At 63.1% G+C, this 17,102-nt stretch carries 13 protein-coding genes and 1 tRNA gene; 6 read left to right on the top strand and 8 right to left on the bottom strand.

Annotated features, from left to right (window positions below):
• Window position 1: 1 nt before the first annotated feature.
• Window positions 2-412: a 30S ribosome-binding factor RbfA gene (gene rbfA / locus V6765_RS05795; RefSeq protein ID WP_448427194.1), complete on the bottom strand. Its 411-nt coding sequence runs from the start codon at window positions 410-412 to the stop codon at window positions 2-4.
• 180 nt (window positions 413-592) lie between these two features.
• The gene (locus V6765_RS05790; protein WP_448427193.1) at window positions 593-1,498 is read right to left on the bottom strand and encodes an ABC transporter substrate-binding protein; all 906 of its coding nucleotides are present in this window, start codon (window positions 1,496-1,498) and stop codon (window positions 593-595) included.
• Between the two features lie 98 nt (window positions 1,499-1,596).
• On the opposite strand from V6765_RS05790, the gene V6765_RS05785 reads away from it, so the two are divergent.
• Genes V6765_RS05785 through V6765_RS05775 form a run of 3 tightly spaced genes read left to right on the top strand, consistent with a single transcriptional unit; the run spans window position 1,597 to window position 4,386 of the window.
• On the top strand, window positions 1,597-2,589 hold the full coding sequence (locus V6765_RS05785) for a FecCD family ABC transporter permease (protein WP_448427192.1): 993 nt from the start codon (window positions 1,597-1,599) through the stop codon (window positions 2,587-2,589).
• A complete protein-coding gene (locus tag V6765_RS05780; RefSeq protein WP_448427191.1) occupies window positions 2,586-3,599 on the top strand; it encodes a FecCD family ABC transporter permease in 1,014 nt (337 codons plus the stop codon). Before V6765_RS05785 ends, V6765_RS05780 begins: the two co-directional genes overlap by 4 nt.
• On the top strand, window positions 3,592-4,386 hold the full coding sequence (locus V6765_RS05775; protein WP_448427190.1) for an ABC transporter ATP-binding protein: 795 nt from the start codon (window positions 3,592-3,594) through the stop codon (window positions 4,384-4,386). Before V6765_RS05780 ends, V6765_RS05775 begins: the two co-directional genes overlap by 8 nt.
• Here V6765_RS05775 and V6765_RS05770 read toward each other — a convergent pair.
• Together V6765_RS05770 and V6765_RS05765 are read right to left on the bottom strand one after the other, a co-directional pair.
• On the bottom strand, window positions 4,383-5,315 hold the full coding sequence (locus tag V6765_RS05770) for an ABC transporter substrate-binding protein (protein ID WP_448427189.1): 933 nt from the start codon (window positions 5,313-5,315) through the stop codon (window positions 4,383-4,385). The two genes, V6765_RS05775 and V6765_RS05770, sit on opposite strands and share 4 nt — an antisense overlap.
• A gap of 76 nt (window positions 5,316-5,391) precedes the next feature.
• On the bottom strand, window positions 5,392-7,059 hold the full coding sequence (locus V6765_RS05765) for a glycoside hydrolase family 43 protein (protein WP_448427188.1): 1,668 nt from the start codon (window positions 7,057-7,059) through the stop codon (window positions 5,392-5,394).
• Window positions 7,060-7,281: 222 nt separating this feature from the next.
• Here V6765_RS05765 and V6765_RS05760 point away from each other — a divergent pair, with 222 nt between their 5' ends.
• Entirely contained in the window at window positions 7,282-8,610 is a 1,329-nt protein-coding gene (locus tag V6765_RS05760; protein ID WP_448427187.1) for an aminotransferase, read from the top strand.
• A 7-nt stretch (window positions 8,611-8,617) separates the two neighbouring features.
• On the opposite strand, the gene rirA is transcribed toward V6765_RS05760, so the two are convergent.
• The gene (gene rirA, locus V6765_RS05755) at window positions 8,618-9,085 is read right to left on the bottom strand and encodes an iron-responsive transcriptional regulator RirA (protein ID WP_448427186.1); all 468 of its coding nucleotides are present in this window, start codon (window positions 9,083-9,085) and stop codon (window positions 8,618-8,620) included.
• A gap of 162 nt (window positions 9,086-9,247) precedes the next feature.
• On the opposite strand from rirA, the gene V6765_RS05750 reads away from it, so the two are divergent.
• The gene (locus tag V6765_RS05750) at window positions 9,248-10,282 is read left to right on the top strand and encodes a Fe(3+) ABC transporter substrate-binding protein (RefSeq protein WP_448427185.1); all 1,035 of its coding nucleotides are present in this window, start codon (window positions 9,248-9,250) and stop codon (window positions 10,280-10,282) included.
• A 110-nt stretch (window positions 10,283-10,392) separates the two neighbouring features.
• On the opposite strand, the gene V6765_RS05745 is transcribed toward V6765_RS05750, so the two are convergent.
• The 3 genes from V6765_RS05745 to V6765_RS05735 all read right to left on the bottom strand — a co-directional run bounded on the left by V6765_RS05745 (window position 10,393) and on the right by V6765_RS05735 (window position 13,892).
• Window positions 10,393-11,664: a polysaccharide biosynthesis/export family protein gene (locus tag V6765_RS05745; protein ID WP_448427184.1), complete on the bottom strand. Its 1,272-nt coding sequence runs from the start codon at window positions 11,662-11,664 to the stop codon at window positions 10,393-10,395.
• Window positions 11,665-11,917: 253 nt separating this feature from the next.
• Window positions 11,918-13,558, bottom strand: a complete 1,641-nt coding sequence (locus tag V6765_RS05740) for a hypothetical protein (RefSeq protein WP_448427183.1) — start codon at window positions 13,556-13,558, stop codon at window positions 11,918-11,920.
• Window positions 13,559-13,815: 257 nt separating this feature from the next.
• A tRNA-His gene (locus tag V6765_RS05735) sits at window positions 13,816-13,892 on the bottom strand.
• 248 nt (window positions 13,893-14,140) lie between these two features.
• Here V6765_RS05735 and V6765_RS05730 point away from each other — a divergent pair.
• On the top strand, window positions 14,141-17,029 hold the full coding sequence (locus V6765_RS05730) for a PAS domain S-box protein (protein ID WP_448427182.1): 2,889 nt from the start codon (window positions 14,141-14,143) through the stop codon (window positions 17,027-17,029).
• Window positions 17,030-17,102 lie beyond the last annotated feature (73 nt).

Raw genomic sequence — 17,102 nt, 5'->3', positions numbered from 1 at the left:
CTTATTCTTTACCGTCGTCTTCATCGTGATCGAGATCGCGCGCCACTTCGGGCGAGTGCAGAAGCTCGTCGATCTTGCGGAAATTCTCAAAACTCGTGTCGTCGCGGAACCTGAGTTCCGGGATGTTCTTCATCTGCCGGATCTCGCGGGTGATCCGGCCGCGCAGGAATTTCGCATGATGGTTCAGCGCCTTGACCACCGCGTCATGATCAGTCTGGCCGAGCGGCGTGACATAGGCGGTCGCGATCTTGAGGTCCGGCGACATCCTGACTTCGGAGATGGAAATCACGGTGGTCTCGATCAGCGGGTCGAGAAGATCGCCGCGCTGCAGCACCTTGGTGATGGCGGCGCGCACCTGTTCGCCAACGCGAAGCATGCGCTGGGAGGGCGCCGAGGAGGTAGCTCTCGTCATAAAAGTCCTGGTTCGTTCGTGTTCTATTCGATCCGGTCTGACGGGGTTCGAACCCGGCCGGACGCCATGGGACGCCCGTTTACCGCTTCGAAGGACGAAGGTCAATTGGCAGGCTCTGACGATAAAAGCCGCGCGGGCTCTCCACCCACGCGGCACGACGCTTCGAAAAAGTCGGAACGGTTACTGAACGCCGTAAATCCGGGCGATATCGTCGAGCATCAGGTAGGCCGCGATCACGCCGCCGGCGGTATTCCAGATCGCGTCGGAAACGCCATGGACCTTGCCGGCCTTGACGGCGGAGAGCGATTGCCAGAGCGGGTCCGCCAGAACCTCCTGCTCAAGCGCCTTGCCCTCGCCATTGCCGACCTCCCAGGTGAAATAGAAGATCCGGTCGCCATCCATGTCGGGAATGCTCTCCTTGCCGGTGCGGATCGCGAATTCCTCGACATTCTGATTCTCAGGACGCTGGAACCCGATATCCTTCAAGAGCACGCCGGAAAAACTGTCGAGCTGGTAGATGCGAATCTGACCCGGCAAAAAGCGGATGACGGAGACTTCCTCATTCGTCGCATCGCCCAGTTTTTCCCGCAGGTCGGCGACCTTGGCGTCATATTCGGCGATCACCGCATCGCCCTTGTCGGAAAGGCCGAGCGCTTCGGCATAAAGCTCGAAATTGACCTTCCAGTCGCCGCGCAGCTCGCTGGACATCACCGTCGGCGCGATCGCGGAAAGCTGGGGATAGATATCCTCCTGGCGCTGGCGGTTGCCGATGATCAGATCCGGCTGCAACGCCGCGACCAGTTCCAGATTGACCGCGCTTTCGGTCCCGACCGGCTCGGCATCGCCCATCTGCGCCTCGATATGATCCCACCACGGGTCACCCTGCCAGGAATTCACCGCGCCGACCGGGTGAACGCCGAGCGCAAGCAGCGCCTCGGTGCCCTCATTGGTAAGCACCACGATGCGCTCGGGCAGGTCCGGAACCGTGACTGTGCCCATGGCATCGCTCACGTCGCGGGCGGCAAGCGGGGTTGCGAGCAGGGCGGCAAGGGCAGCCGCTGCTGCCAGTCGGATCAATCGGGTCACGGAGACTCTCAACTTGAATATTGCGTTCACGTTTTCGGTTTTAAAGTTGACCATTTCAATCAGCAATGTCAATCGTCGCTGCGAAAGGGGACCCCGTCGTGCGAAGGACGCTGCTGCTGTTGAGCCTGACATTGCTGATCGCCGCGATTGCAAGCCTGCATCTCGGCGTGCGGATCTATGGTCCGGCGACGGTGTGGTCGGCGTTTTCGGGCGGCAATGACACGGCCGACATCATCATCCGCACGCTGCGCCTGCCGCGCACGCTGAACGCGATGGCGACCGGCGCGGCGCTGGCCGTCTCCGGCCTGCTGATGCAGGCGACCACGCGCAACCCGCTCGCCGAACCCGGTCTTCTGGGCGTCAATGCCGGGGCCGCCTTCGCTGTCGCCTTCGGCCTGGTGCTGTTCGGCGTGGTCTCGGTCGGCGCGATCGGCCTGCTTGCGGTCTGCGGCGCGCTTGCCGCCACCGCGCTCGTCTTCGGCCTGTCATCGGTGCTTGGGCCGCAGGCGGGGCCGACGGGCATATTGCTGATCGGCGTCACTGTTGCCGCCATGCTCGCCTCGCTCACCCAGCTTGCCCTGCTTCTGGACGAAACGGCGCTTGAAACGCTGCTGTTCTGGCTCTCCGGCGGCTTTGCCGATCGCCCGCTGGCGCTGCTCTGGGTGGGCCTTTCAGCGCTCGTGATCGCGCTTTTCGGCTGCCTCTTCCTCGGCCCGTCCATCGATGCGCTGCGGCTTGACGACCAGAGTGCGGCCGGCATCGGCGTCGATGTGGCGCGCACCCGCATCACGGCACTCTCGCTTGCGGCGCTGCTTTCCGCCGGCGCGGTGGCGATGTCCGGCCCGGTCGCCTTTCTGGGGCTGATCGCGCCGCATATTGCGCGCCGACTTTCGCCGGGCCGCCCTGCCTTTCTCGGCATGGTCGCGCTCGCGATGCTGACGGGTGCGGTCATCGCGGTGCTCGCCGATATCCTGGCGCGCCTCATCGTCGCCCCCGGCGAGGCGCCGATCGGCGCTGTGCTTGCCTTTGTCGGCGTGCCGTTCCTGATCGTGCTGTTGCGCGCGAAGCGCTTGCGGGAGGTGGGCGTATGAACGCCCCTGCCCTTCGCCTGACCGTGCTTGCCGCCTTGCTGGCGTTCTGCGTCATTGGCGCGACGGGGCTCGGCTCGAGCTTCATCGGTCCGGAACGGGTGATCGCCGCCCTCCTCGGCGACGGCGCCCGGATGGACACCGTGATCGTCTGGACCTTGCGCCTGCCACGCGTGGCGCTCGCGGTCGTTACCGGCATGGCGCTCGGCCTTGCCGGCGCGATCCTGCAGCGCGCGCTCAGAAACCCGATGGCCGCCCCCTCGATCCTCGGCATTACCGATGGCGCGGCGCTTGGCGTCGTCACCTTCCTGTGGCTGTTTTCCGATCAGGCCAATGTGCTGACTGTCTCGATCCAGTGGCAACCGCTCGCCGCGATCATCGGCGCGCTCGCCTTCGCCGGGCTTGTCGGCCTGCTGACGCTCGCCGATACCCGCCGCCGCGATCCCGTCCGTGTGATCCTCTACGGCATCGCGCTTTCCGCGCTCGCCAAGGCCGCCGTCACGCTGATGATGATCATCGGCCCGGTCTATCGCGCGAGCCAGGCCTTGCAATGGATCACCGGCTCGATCAGCGCCGCCCACTGGATTGATGTCGGCGTGGTGACACTCGGCCTTGCGGCGGCGGTGCCCGTGATGATCTTCATGCGCCTGCCGATGCGCCAGATCGTGCTTGATGCGCAGACGGCCGCAACCACCGGCTTTTCCGTCGACCGCAACCGCATCGCGCTCATGGTGCTCTCGGTTCTGCTGACGGCGCTGGCGATCTCGCAGGTCGGCGCGATCGGCTTTGTCGGGTTGATCGCACCGCACGCCGCGCGCCTCTTCCATGGCCAATTCGCCGCCGGCTATCTGGTCGCGACCGCGATGATCGGCGGCATGCTGGTGCTCATCGCCGATACGCTCGCCCGCACCATCGCCAGTCCGCTGGAACTGCCGGCGGGAGCGGTGACCGCGCTGATCGGCGCGCCGCTTTTCCTCGCCCTCATTCTCAGGAGCCAGCGCAGCAATGTCTAAGCCGCTTGCCGAAATGTCCACGCTTTCCGCCCACTATGACGGGTTCACAGCGCTTGATGCGATCGACCTGACGCTGCCGGAGCAGAAGATCATCGCCTTTTGCGGGCCGAACGGCAGCGGCAAGTCCACCGCGCTCAAGGTGCTGCGCGCGCTCCATGCGCCAAGCGGCGGCGATGCGAAGGTGGCGGGCCAGGCGCTTGACGACTGGACGCCGCGCGCGCTTGCCCGCGAAATCGCGATGCTCAGCCAATCGCCGGACGCGCCGGAGGACATGACCGTTTTCGATCTCGCCATGCTCGGTCGCTATTCCCGCCGCAGCCGGTTTTCCGGCCCGTCGGACGAAGACCGGCGCGCGGTCGAAAACGCGCTCAGGACCACGGGCATGGAGGCGCTTGCCGGGCGCAGCATCGGCCAGCTTTCGGGCGGACAGGTGCAGCGCGCCTGGATCGCGATGACGCTGGCGCAGGACGCGCCGCGCATCTTCCTCGACGAGCCGACCAACCATCTCGATATCGCTCACGCGCTCGAAATCCTGGATCTCTTGGTGATGCTCAACCGGCGGGAGAAGCGCAGCTTCGTGATCGTGCTGCACGATCTCAACCACGCGCTGCGCTACGCCGATCATGTCGTGCTGTTCAACGACGGCCGGATCGCCGCAGAAGGCGCAACCCGCAACGTGCTGACCGAAGAGCGGATCAGCACGGTGTTCGATATCGACTGCCGGATATTGCCGCTGCCGGAAACCGACCTGCCGGTGATCGTGCCGCTGTCGCGGCAATCGGCTTAGTCCGAGGCCGCCTCCGCCGGCGGCAGTTCCACGCCGTAGACCTCGGCGAGATCACTCAGCATTTCCTGGGCCGCAAACCAGCCGCCGGCCGTTGCCCATACGCCGTCATCAACCTCATAGACCCTTCCATCCTTGACCGCCGAGAGCCGCGACCACAGCGGATCGGACAGGAATTCCTCGGCCATCGCCTCGCCCTTTCCGTCGCCGGTGTCATAGGTCAGCCAGAAAATCCGGTCGCCATCCATATCGGGAATGCTTTCGCGCCCGACCGCAAGCGACAGCCCGTCGGCATCCTGTTGCGGCGGACGCGAGAAGCCGGCATCGGCTAGGACATGGCCAAGGAAACTGCCCTTGAGGTAGAGATAGGTCTGGCCCGGCACGAAGCGCACCACGGAAATTGTTTCGCCGGCATTGTCGCCGAGACCGTCCTTCAAGGCCTCGACCCGCGTCTCGTAGCTGGCGAGCGCCGCCTCGCCCTCGGCCTCGCGGTTCAGCACGTCGGCGACGAAGGCGAAATTGTCCTTCCAGGCGCCCAGCCCCTCGATGAATACCGTGGGCGCGATTGCCGAAAGCTGGCCGTAGATCTCCTCATCGCGCTTGCGGCTGCCGATGATCAGGTCCGGCTCGAGCGCGGCCACCAGTTCGACATTGACGGCAAGCTCGGTCCCGAGCACTTCGGTCCCCTCAAGCCTGTCGTCCAGATGCGGATACCACGGATCGCCGTACCAGGATTGCGGCGCGCCGACCGGGGTCACGCCGAGCGCCAGCGCGGCCTCGGTGGTCTCATTGGTGAGCGTGATCACCCTCAAGGGCGCATCCGGCACCTCCGTCGTGCCCATGGCATGGTCGATCACCTGCCCGGCGAACGCGACGCCGCCGGAAAGGAGCGAGATGGAAAGAGCGGCGGATGCGAGAATGCCCGAATGCATGATGACCCCTGCTGGTTGAGAACAGGCGCAATACTTGAGTTAAATAGTCATCATTGTCAATCGAGCGAGGCCACCCTCAATCGCGAAGCTCGTAATCGAACCAGGCGAAATCGGCGTGATGCCCGCGACCGCCGGTGTCATAGGCCGCCATGCCGACAAAGGCCCCGGTAAAGTTGTTGCCCTCGCCCACGCCCGCCTCATCGGAAAGTATGGTGGCATCGAGCACCGGCCCGATATCGCGCCACGCGCCCTCGCCGCTGCGCCAGGAAAACTGCAACGCCGCCTTGTCGACCGTGACCCGGAGCTCCAGCGGACCATCCGGCACCGGCACGGGATCGCAGCCGAAGACCGTCTTTCCGAAGGGGAAATCGCCGAGCGCCGACATGATCCGCAGCGCCCTTGTGCCATCATCCTCGCGGCAGACAGCGAGGAAATGATGCTGCGCCATGTTGTACCAGCACATCAGCCCGGCGAAGCTCTGGAAGTCGATCGGATCGAACTCGACCTCGGTGGTCGCGGTAAAGCGATGCTCCGTCTGGCGGCGAGCCAGCATGGCGTTCTCGAACACATTGCCCGGCGACATCCGCCCGAAGACGCGCAGGTGACCCGGCCGGGCATCGAGCGAAAACATCCGCTCGGGCTCCGGGCTGCGCAGCCACTGGAAGTCGATGGGCAAAGGGCCGGACTCAAAATGAGTGCGCACCGGCGGCACGTCGAGCGGCGCGGGCTCAAGCCCTTTCGGCGCGGGGGTGATCAGGCTGGTCGGCGCGTGACCGCCCTCGGCGAGGTAGAGCCAGCCATCATCTCGCCATTCCATCTTCTGGATGCCGGTTTCGCGCCCCATCTGCGAGCGGCGGCGCTCGTTTTCCTCTCCCGGAAGGCCCCGGCGAAAAGCGGCCTTGCCTTCGTCCCACGACACCTCAATCGGACGCGAGCACAGATGCACCATATAGGTCTCGCCCGCCTGCGTTTCGACGATATCCGCATGGCCGCAGCGCTGCAGCGGCGCGTCCGGCGCATCGAACGTTGTCAGCACGTGGGTATCCGGATGCATCTCGTAGGGGCCGAGAAGATCGCGCGAGCGGGCAAGCGTCACCGCATGCTCATAGCCCGTTCCGCCTTCCGCCGTCATCAGATAGTACCAGCCATTACGGAAATGAAGATGCGGGGCCTCGGTCAGCTTGCGTTCGGAACCCCGGAAAATGTTATGAATCGGGCCGACGAGTTTCTGCGCCGCGACGTCATATTCCTGCAGCACGATGCCGGCGAACTGGTCGCCATGGCCTTTCTGGCGGTGATCCCAGAGCATGTTCAGCAGATATTTCCGCCCGTCCGGCGCGTGAAACAGCGAGGCGTCGAAACCGCTGGCATTGAGATAGACGCGGTCCGACCACGGTCCCTCCACCGAGGGCGCGGTGGTGAGGTAATTCGGCGCATCCTTGAAACTGCCGGAAATGCGTTTCACATCGGTGTAGACCAGCCAGAACAGCCCGTCCGCATGCGTCAGGCATGGCGCCCAGATGCCGCCGCTGTCGCAATTGCCGCGCATATCGAGCAGGCCGGCGCGGTTCAGAGGGCGCGCCGCCAGCCGCCAGTGGGCCAGATCGCGGGAATGATGGATCTGCACGCCGGGATACCATTCGAAGGTCGAGGTCGCGATATAGTAATCATCGCCGACGCGGCAGATCGAGGGATCGGGATTGAAGCCCGGCAATATGGGGTTTCTGATACCGTTATCCGTCATGATGTCCTCCCGACAGTTGCCTTAGCCGCTGACCGCAAAGAGGCCAGCCAAAACGCTCCCGTCCTGCTTAAATCGTTTCGCAGAGAATTGGTATCGCCGTGTGGCCTAAATCCGCCCTTATGCCGCACGAACAACGGGTTGACGGCGGCGGCCGTTCGCGACAAACCTCGGCGCTCAAGCCACAGGACGGAGACGACGATGCACGCATGGGAAAAACAAGGGATGGAGAACGTCTTTCCGGGCTTTTCCGATTTCGCCTCGCTGGATGAGATCGGCCCGATCGTACTCTCCCACGGCGACGGCATTTACGTGGTCGATGTCGATGGCAGACGCTATCTCGACGCCAATTCCGGGCTCTGGAACAATGTCGCCGGCTTCAACCATAAGGGCCTGGTCGACGCGCTGTGCGCGCAGGCGCAGCGTTTTCCCGGCTATCATTCCTTCTTCGGCCGGATCGCCGATGTCACGGTGGAACTGTCGAAGCGACTGATTGGCCTGTCGCCGTTCGATGACGGCAAGGTCTACTATACGAACTCCGGTTCCGAGGCGAACGACACCATGGTCAAGATGCTGTGGATGATCAACCGCGCCAAGGGCGAGCCGGAGCGGCGCAAGATCATCACCCGGCACAACGCCTATCACGGCGTCACCATTGCCACCGCCTCGATGACGGGCAAGCCCTACAACGCCGAATTCGGCCTGCCGCTTCCCGGCTTTCTCCATGCCGATTGCCCGCATTTCTGGCGTCATGGCCTTCCCGACGAGAGCGAGGAGGCCTTCACCCAGCGCATGGCGCGCAACCTTGAAGATCTGGTCGAGCGCGAGGGGCCGGAAACCATCGCCGGCATGTTTGCCGAGCCGGTGCAGGGCGCCGGCGGCGTGATCCCGCCCTCAAAGGGCTATTTCCAGGCCATCCGCCCAATCCTGAGGAAATACGGCATTCCGCTGATCGCCGACGAGGTGATCTGCGGCTTCGGGCGGCTTGGCGCAATGTGGGGCAGCGACGTCTACGGCATCGAACCGGACGCGATCATCGCCTCGAAATGCCTGACGGCCGGATATTATCCGATGGGCGCGGTTATTCTCGGCGAAGCGTTGTCAGACGCGCTGATGGAGGCGTCCGACCGCTTCGGCGAGTTCCCTCATGGCTTTACCGCGGCCGGCAGCCCGCTCGGCAGCGCGGTCGCGCTGAAGGCGCTCGACGTGATCGAGAATGAGGGGCTGATCGACAATGTCCGTGCGCTTTCGCCCTACTTTCAGGAAAGGCTCGGCCGGTTCGCCGACCATCCTCACGCCGGCGAGGTGCGCGGCGTCGGCTTTATGGGCGCGATAGAGATTGTCGCCGACAAGAGCACCAAAGCCGCTTTCGACAGCAAGGTCGGCATCTCCGAAAAGATCGCCAACAAGGCGCTTCAAAACGGGCTGATCTGCCGCCCGCTCGGCGCATCCGTCGTCCTCGCTCCGCCCTTCATCATCACGCGGGCCGAGATGGATGCGATGTTCGACACCCTGGAAAAGACCATCGCAGAGGTGTTCGCAGAGATCAGCTAAGCGCCGCTCAGGCTGCGGACTGTTCGGTCTTGCGGTCTTCCTCGATGTTGAGCAGCTTGAAGATATCGGTGCGGCGGCGCACGAGATCGGCGATCGTGTATTTCGCCAGAACCGCGAAGAAGGCGTTGAGCGCCTCGCGCAGCGCGGAATTGAAGCCGCAGCTATCGACCAGCGGGCAATCCGTTTCGGCGCCGACCTCGAAACACTCCGCCATCGCGAAATTTTCTTCCGTCACCCGCACCACGTCGAACAGCGTGATATCGGCGGCAGGCCGGCCGAGACGCACGCCGCCATTGCGGCCGCGCACGGTTTCCATGATACCGGCCTTGTGCAGCGGCTGGATGATCTTGAACAGGAACAGCTCGGAAACACCGTAGGCCTTGGCAATCTCCGGCACGCGGCTCAGCTTGCCGTCATTGGCGGCGCAATACATCAGCATCCGAACCGCGTAATTTGTCTGCTTTGTCAGGCGCATGCCGTGCTCCTCTTTAGAATCTTTCCACGTTATAGCGCCTTTGCCTCTTTTGAACAATTCCAAAAGAAGAAATTTTCACTCAAGTCTTCCAGGGCGCGGTTGACAGGGGCCCGCTATTACCTGATTACGATACTCAAGATATCAGATCACAGGGAGAAGCAAATGACAAGGCTTGCAGGGTTCACCCGCATTTTGGCGACGGCGGGCGTCATGGCGTTCGCCGCTCCGGCGTTCGCCGCCGACGAGGTCAACATCTATTCCTACCGCCAGCCGGAACTGATCGCGCCGCTGTTGGAGCGGTTCGAGGAGGAAACCGGAATCCAGACGAATGTCCTCTTCCTGGACAAGGGCCTTGTCGAACGCATTCAGGCCGAGGGGGTCAACAGCCCCGTCGACGTCATCCTGACGGTCGATATCGGGCGCCTGATGGAGGCAAAGGACGGCGGCGTCACCCAACCGGTGGAAAGCGAACTGATCAATGCTGATATTCCCGCGCAATACCGCGACGATGATGGCGAGTGGTTCGCGCTGACCAAGCGCGGCCGCGTGGTCTATGCCTCGAAGGATCGCGTCGGCGATATTCCGATCACCTATGAGGAACTGGCCGATCCGAAATGGAAGAGCGCGATCTGCATCCGCGACGGCCAGCACCCCTATAATATCGCGCTGATCGCCTCGATGATCGCGCATCATGGCGCCGAATATACCGAGGAATGGCTGCGCGGCTTCAAGGCAAATCTGGCGCGCAAGCCGAACGGCAATGACCGCGGACAGGCCAAGGCCATCATGTCGGGAGAATGCGATATCGCGCTCGGCAATACCTATTATGTCGGCCTGATGATGACCAACGACAAGGAGCCGGAGCAGAAGGACTGGGCGGAGGCCATTACCGTGCTGTTCCCCAATGCCGATGACCGCGGCACCCATGTCAACATTTCCGGCATGGCCATGGCCAAGAACGCGCCCCATCCGGACACCGCGCTGAAGCTGATGGAATTCCTCGCCTCGCCCGAGGCCCAGGAAATCTATGCCGAGCAGGTTTTCGAATATCCCGTCCTTCCCGGCGCCGAGGCCTCCGAGATCGTGCAATCCTTCGGCGAGATCAATCCCGATACGCTGCCGCTTTCCGAGGTGGCCGCCCACCGCAAGGAAGCTTCCGAACTGGTCGACAAGGTAAGGTTCAACGACGGGCCCTGATTGTCAGGAAAACCTCGCGAAAACGACGACGGCGGCAATTTGCCGCCGTTTTTTATTGTGTCATGATGATGGTGACCACACCGAAAGGTCAGCCTGGCCCTCAGCTACCGTCAATTCAGAATGCCGTTCGCGCTCCCAAGGATGGAGATCGACGGCAGGACCTGGGAAATCAGGCGATTCCAGTTGGTCACCGGCTGGGATGCGACAAAGACGATATCGTTTGGCCGCAACTGCAACTCCGTCGCCAGAAGCAGATTGGCTGTATTCTTCGCATCAAGCGACCAAGCGGTGATTTCCATCGGCCCGGCCCCCTGCAACGGGCTCTTGCGCAACAGGTATATCCGGCTCGGGTTGCCGGTCACAGGCGAAATACCGCCCTGTTCGAACATCGCGTCGGCCAGGCTCGCATAGCGATCGAAGGGCAGCGGCCAGCGGCCCTGGTTCTTTACTTCCCCGAAAACATAGACATAGTCGCGGTCCACCGCGTCCATGCTCAGTCTCGTCTCGAAAATGCCGCGCTGTTCATCCAGCACACTCCGCTGGAAGGCCGCAAGGTTGAGTTCTTGCTGCATGTAGCCTTCGGCAAGCGCTACCGAATATTCGCTGTCAACGAAAACCCGGTCGCCATTCTGCAACAGCACTTTCGGAATGTCGTTCTTGGCGAACAGTCTGTCGGCCGCTATCTGATAGGCCTTGCCATCACGATAGAGCCGCACTGTGGCATAGCTGGGATCATCCGCCTGGATCCCCCCTGCTGCCGTTATTGCCTCGTCAAGATAGAGCGGCGTGAGCGTGATCGGCTCAAGCTGAGGGTTGCCGACAGCGCCGCCCACCGACACGCGCTGCGAATTGAATTCCCTTATCTCGAGGTTGAAGGTCGGGTCGATCTGGCTCGCGACGAGCTTCTGGAACAGGGCGGACTGCGCTTCCTGCAGCGTCATGCCCGCGATATTGACGCGCCCAACGGTCGGGATCGCTATCGCGCCATCATCCTGAACGGTGTAACCCTGTCTCGCGTTCTGAGCCGCCAGCAGCCCATTGATCTCGTTGATCGCCGAGTCGGCATTGGGCGTCGCCAGAAGCACCACATCGCCGACACCGATGCGATAGGATTTCGGTTGCTCAAGCGGGGGCAGTTTGGTGACAACAGGACCAGGTTTAGCCTGAGGTTCGTAGACGGAAATCCGCGGAATGGCCGAGCCCTGGAGCGTTGCCGTCTGATCAAATACCGAAGGGAGAGACCGCGGCTTATAGGGCGTCATGGCGTTCGCGAGCAGCACATTCTGGCTGGTGACCGGCACCACCTTGACCGACGAACTCTGCCCCACAACCGGGCGCACTTCCGACGCAGTATAAATGGCGCTGCAGCCGGAAAGCAGCACGGTCAGACAAATTGTTGTTACGGCACGCACCTAGAAATTCTCCGAATCGCCTTTTGTTTGCCCTGGCATTCGAGCCTTCTGAACACATGCACCGGAAACACATTACTCGATTTCAGATACGCGCGAACAGTTGAAGATGAATTAAAAAACAGCCCAACTTCATCAGTGACTAAAAAATTCGCAAGCCAAACTGCCCTAAACCGATTGCAAAGCTCCCGGTTAAATTTAGCCGTTCGACATGAACGGGATGACTTTAATACGCAAAACGTAAAGTGAGTCCATAGCGGGCCTCATCCTGAGCGAGCATTGTTCCGACTCCGTGCAGACCTGTTGCATTTGTAACATAGGCATCCGCGCTGAATGGTGTGTTTGGAATGGCGTAACGCGCGCCGCCCGCCCACACCGGATCGCCACCGTCCAGAACCGCCGTAACTTCGCCAATCAGCGCCAGATCGCGCAGCGGACGCACGGTCACACCGCCGCCAATGGCCTTCAGACGCTCGTCACCATAGGCAGCGAATTTCGGCTCGACCGCCACGGAGACGGTATCCGAAAGATCAAGGCTCGCCGGCAGCGAGGCGTAGAGGACGCCGGTCGTCGGCTTGTTGAAGTCGCGGCCCGCAAGAACCTGCCCGGCAAGCGAAAACAGATCGCCGTAGTTCTGGTCCATCAGCCGCAATTTGCCGCCGACCATATAGGCCCATTCATCCCCCCAGGGGCTGACCGCGTCTCCAGCCATGCCGCCGCCTGGATACTGCGAGAAGATCGCGTCAAGCTGCATATCCTGGTCCGGACTGTAGCCGAGATGGACATCCATGAAATCCCGGCTGCCGATCCCGGCCTCCGCCAGAATCCGATGCGGGGTGAGCGTATTGGCGCTGGTCAGCGTCAATCCGTCGAACTGGCGCGCCTGTTCGAGTGGGGTGACCGGGCTCAGCATGTCCGCCCGATAGCTGTCGAAATAGACGTCGCGCGTCGCGACCCCAACCCAAGGCGTGTAGCTCAGCCGGATGCCGTAGGCGATCTCGTCATTGCCGGGAAACGCCAGAACGCTGGTCGCCGGCGTCTGCCCCCAGCCATTGGTTGCGAAGATATCGACGGCCGCTTTGGGCGTCACCGCAAGCTTGACACCCGCCATCCACACCGGCGTCACCTCGAACCCGCCGGAGTTCGAAAGGGCATTGCCGTCCGTACCATAGGGCAGCATGACGGTGGCATAGGACTGAAGGCCGGTGATCGGCTGCCAGGTGAGCCCCGCGCCGACATAGGGGATCGTGCCATAATAAGGCACGCCATTGACGGTCTCCGGCAGAAACGAGACGCCGGGGGTCAGGTGAAACCTGAGACTGTCCGTAACCGTCACGCTCATCGGTAATTGCAGGCTGCCCGCCATCTCCCAAGTGCCGGCAGCCTCATTGGCATAAAGATCGCCGGACAGATACAGCGCTTCAAGCGATCCGGAAGCAGCGATCGAAAGACCATAGCTTTCGACCAGACCCAGCTTCAGACCGCCGCCGCCGGCAAGGAAGGTCAGGTTGTCGGCACATGCCGGCGTTCCGCAGAGCGGCGGATCGTCGAACACCTGACCGAAGGCGCCTAGCTGAAGCCAGTCGGCAACGGCCCAATCGCCGCGCAAGGTATAAACCTCGGTGCCTGTCCCTGAGCCCGCAGTCGTCTGGTCGGAGCCGACCTGCAGATACACAGCACCGCGCGGCAGAAGATAGCCGGTCTCGAAGCTCGAATAGTTGGAAGCCATCATCTCGATCGGGGTCTGATCGAGGAACAGGGCGCCCGGCCCTTCCAGCAACTGCGCCGTTGCCGGTCCAGCGCCGGCGCACAGGCCAGCGGCGGCCGAGAGGCAAAGTCCCGTGATATAAGCGGTCAGGTTGGTCATACTATCTGTCAACCGCCAGGTCCCGGCCGAAAATGTCTCTGAAGTCGCCGAAACCATAGATCATCGCCATGCTGTTCACAAGCGCCCGAAAAGTCTTCTTTCATTGCCAAGAACATCTGAACGCCGCAATACCGACGGCAGAACGACTTGTTTATAACGGCCACAATGGGCTGTTAACCTTAACTTATGGTTGACGCGCGCAGCTATACGCACGGCCACCGAAGGCCTTTTGTCGGCAAAAACGAGAAGATGGAGAATGGTACGGTTGGGTGGAGTTGAACCACCGACCTCAGGTGCCACAAACCTGCGCTCTAACCAACTGAGCTACAACCGCACAAGGTGACGCTTGATGGGCGACGCTTGATGGGCGACGCGTGATGCATCGCGGCCCGTTTAAAATGCCTGAGCCGAATTTGCAAGCCCCAACATCTCTTCCCGAGAAGATTTGAGACGCCGCGCTTCCGCACATTAACCGTGGAGCGCGAAAAACCGGACCGCATTCTGGACCGTATTGGCATTTATCATTAAAAAAGCATTAAAAGGCCAAGCGCCAGGCCGACAACGCGAACCGGACAGCCGTTCATGAGCAACCCGCCCTTCATCGCCTTTGCATCGCACCCTGCCCTGCGCCAGCGATTCCTGGAGGCGCGACCCATGCTGGTGCTCGACGCACCCGACGGCGCGATCGTCTGGGCCAATGATGCCAGCGCAAGGCTTTTCGGCTATTCCGGGGTGGATGCAGCGATCGGGACGGACCCCATCGATCCGATTCTCCGCCGTCAGTTCGCCGTCGCAGCCGGCAGGCTCTCCGAGCCGGGCGATAGCGAGAGCCTTACGATTCATCTGACGCAACGATTCCAGCGGGTGACGAAAAAGGCGACGGCAAGCCTCTTCGTTCTTGCCGGCCATCGGTACTTTCTGCTGGAGTGCGAAGCCGACGCCCGCGATGACGCGAGCCTCGTTCACGGATCGCAACATCTGGCGCTGGTCGACGGCGACGGCCAGATCACGCTCCGCTCTGACGATTTCGCGGCCACAGGCATTGGCGAGGCCGATATTGCCGACATGGTCGACAGCCTTTCGCGCCGGGCCGACAGCTATATCGAACGGCTGGTCACCAACGAAGCCGGGATCTGGCCGGTGGCGCTGGGCCGGCTTTCCAGCACGCCCGATCTTTTCCTGCTCGCCGTCTCGCCGGACCTCTCGGCGGAGATCAAGCCGCATATGCGTCCCGAACGCAGCGAACCGGCCGCGCCGCAAAGATCCGCCCGCGACGCCATCGCCGCCATTGACGAAAGTCTCGGCGCGCTGATGGAGGCAAGCGCTGAGGAACCCGCCGCCCCGGTGATCAGGAAACAGCCCGAAATCGCAGCGGTCGAGGAAACACGGCCCCCGGAACCGGAAATCGCGGAAGGACCGCTTCCGCGCCGCTTCGTCTGGCGCACGGATATCTATGGGCGGATCACCGAGGTCTCAAGCGAGCTGGTGGAAGCCGTCGGCGAGGAAACCGGCGCGATCGCCGGTCTTACCTTCGGCGAGGTGGAAACGCAGCTTGGCGTCAAGGGCGCCGGCGCGATCGGCGACCTGCTGCAAACGACTGAAACCTGGTCCGGCCGCAGCGTCGAATGGCCGCTCGGCAACACCAATATGCTCGTCCCGGTCGATCTCGCGGCCCTGCCCACCTTTACCCGCGAGCGTCGTTTCGACGGTTTTCGCGGCTTCGGCCTCGTCAGGCTCGGCGAGCAGCGGGAAGCGCCGCGCCCGATACGCGTTCCGGAGGCCAGGCAGACCGAAAGCGCGAAGACGCTGACGGATGACGAGCGCCATGCGCTGGACGAGATCGCAAGCCAGTTGCGCTCCGCGGTCCCTGCCGAAGACTTGCGCCGTGAGGCCGCCGCCGAAGACATGCAGCAGGAAACGCCGGAACCTCAGCCCCGCGGCCCGGTGATCCGTCGCACCACCGCGCCTGCCGAAAAAGCCGAAACCACAGCGGATACATCCGAATTCGATCGCAGCGAGAACCCGATCGTGATCCAGGCAGGAGAGCGCATTCTTCACGTCAATCCCGCCTTTCTGGCGGTCTCCGGCTATGGCTCGCTCGAGGCGGTGATCGCCGCCGGCGGCACCGATGCCTTTGTCGAGCGCGGCAACGACGACCGGCTGTTCCTGCGCACCGCCGATGGCGAAAGGCTTCCGGTATCCTTCCACATGCAGGCGATCGCTTGGAACGACGGCCGTGCACTGGCCCTGACACTCCGGCCGGCACAGGATTCCGACACGCTCGCAACACCCTTGGTCGGCGCCGCGCCGAAGCCGGCGGAAGCGCCCGCCCCCAGCGCCGACAGGGACGCCGAGGTTGCGGAACTCTCCTCGATCCTCGACACGGCCACCGACGGCATACTGATTCTGGATGGGGAGCGGCGACTGCGTTCGCTCTCCGCCTCCGCGGCCGCGCTGTTTGCCACCGACACGGCCGAGGTCGCGGGCAAGCCGGTGGATATCCTGTTTGCCGAGGAAAGCCATGGCGACCTCCGCAGACACCTCGACCGCCTCGGACAGCGGCCGGCCGGCGAGATCGCCACAGAGGGGCTGGAAGTGATCGGCCGGGAATCCGGCGGCGGGTTGATCCCGCTCTATGTGACGCTCGGCCCGCTGCCGCAATCGGACGGCATCTGCATGGCGCTGCGCGACATCACCGCGCTGAAGCGCCGCGAGGATGATCTGCGCGCCGCCCGGCGCGAGGCGCGGCAGGCCGAGGATGACCGCGATGCCTTCGTCTCGGCGCTGCGCTACGAGGTGCGCCAGCCGATCGATGCGATCGTTTCGCTTTCCGAAACGCTCGATCACCAGCCGTTCGGTGCGATCGGCGATCAGCGCTATCACCGCATCGCCCGCGAAATCGCGCTCAAGGGGCGTCACGCGCGCGGCGTGATCGGCAGGCTGCTGGGCGAGCCGGAGCCGGAACCCGAGATCGCTCCGCCCCCGCCTGAGCCTGAAACTAAGCCCCGGAAGGATGACGCAGCGCGCATAAACGATGCCATCGCCGAGGCTGTCAGCATGGTGCAGCCGCGCGCCAATGGACGGCGGATCATCATCCGCGCCGCCCTGTCGCCGAGCGTCGGCAGCGCGCCGGGTTCGGAGGAAACGCTGAGGCAGATCGCCCATGAACTGCTCATGGGTGCGGTCCAGTTCACCCCGGCGGGCGGCCAGGTCGTGGTGTCGACGGCGCTGACGGCGGATGGGGCCACGGTGCTGCGGTTCCGCGACAATGGCATCGCGCCCTCTCGCCGGCGCGTCGGCAATGGCGGCGCGCGGTCGGAACAGGGCGGCGCGGAAAACACCCATCTGGAAAAGGCCCGCAGGCTTGCTGAAAGTCTCGGCGCGCGCCTTGAGGTGCAGGCCGTTCCCAACGAAGGCATGCTGGTCGAGGTATTCCTGCCCGAGCGGCAGACAAGGCCGCTGCATTATTGAGCGCGCGGCGCGTATTGCCCGGCGCGGCGTGAGATCGTAAGAACGGTCATCCGCAACGGCTCGACTGAAGGCC

The organism is Martelella sp. FOR1707, assembly GCF_053484265.1.
Note: the sequence above shows the minus strand (reverse complement) of the source record. Positions and strands in the feature narration are given on the sequence as shown.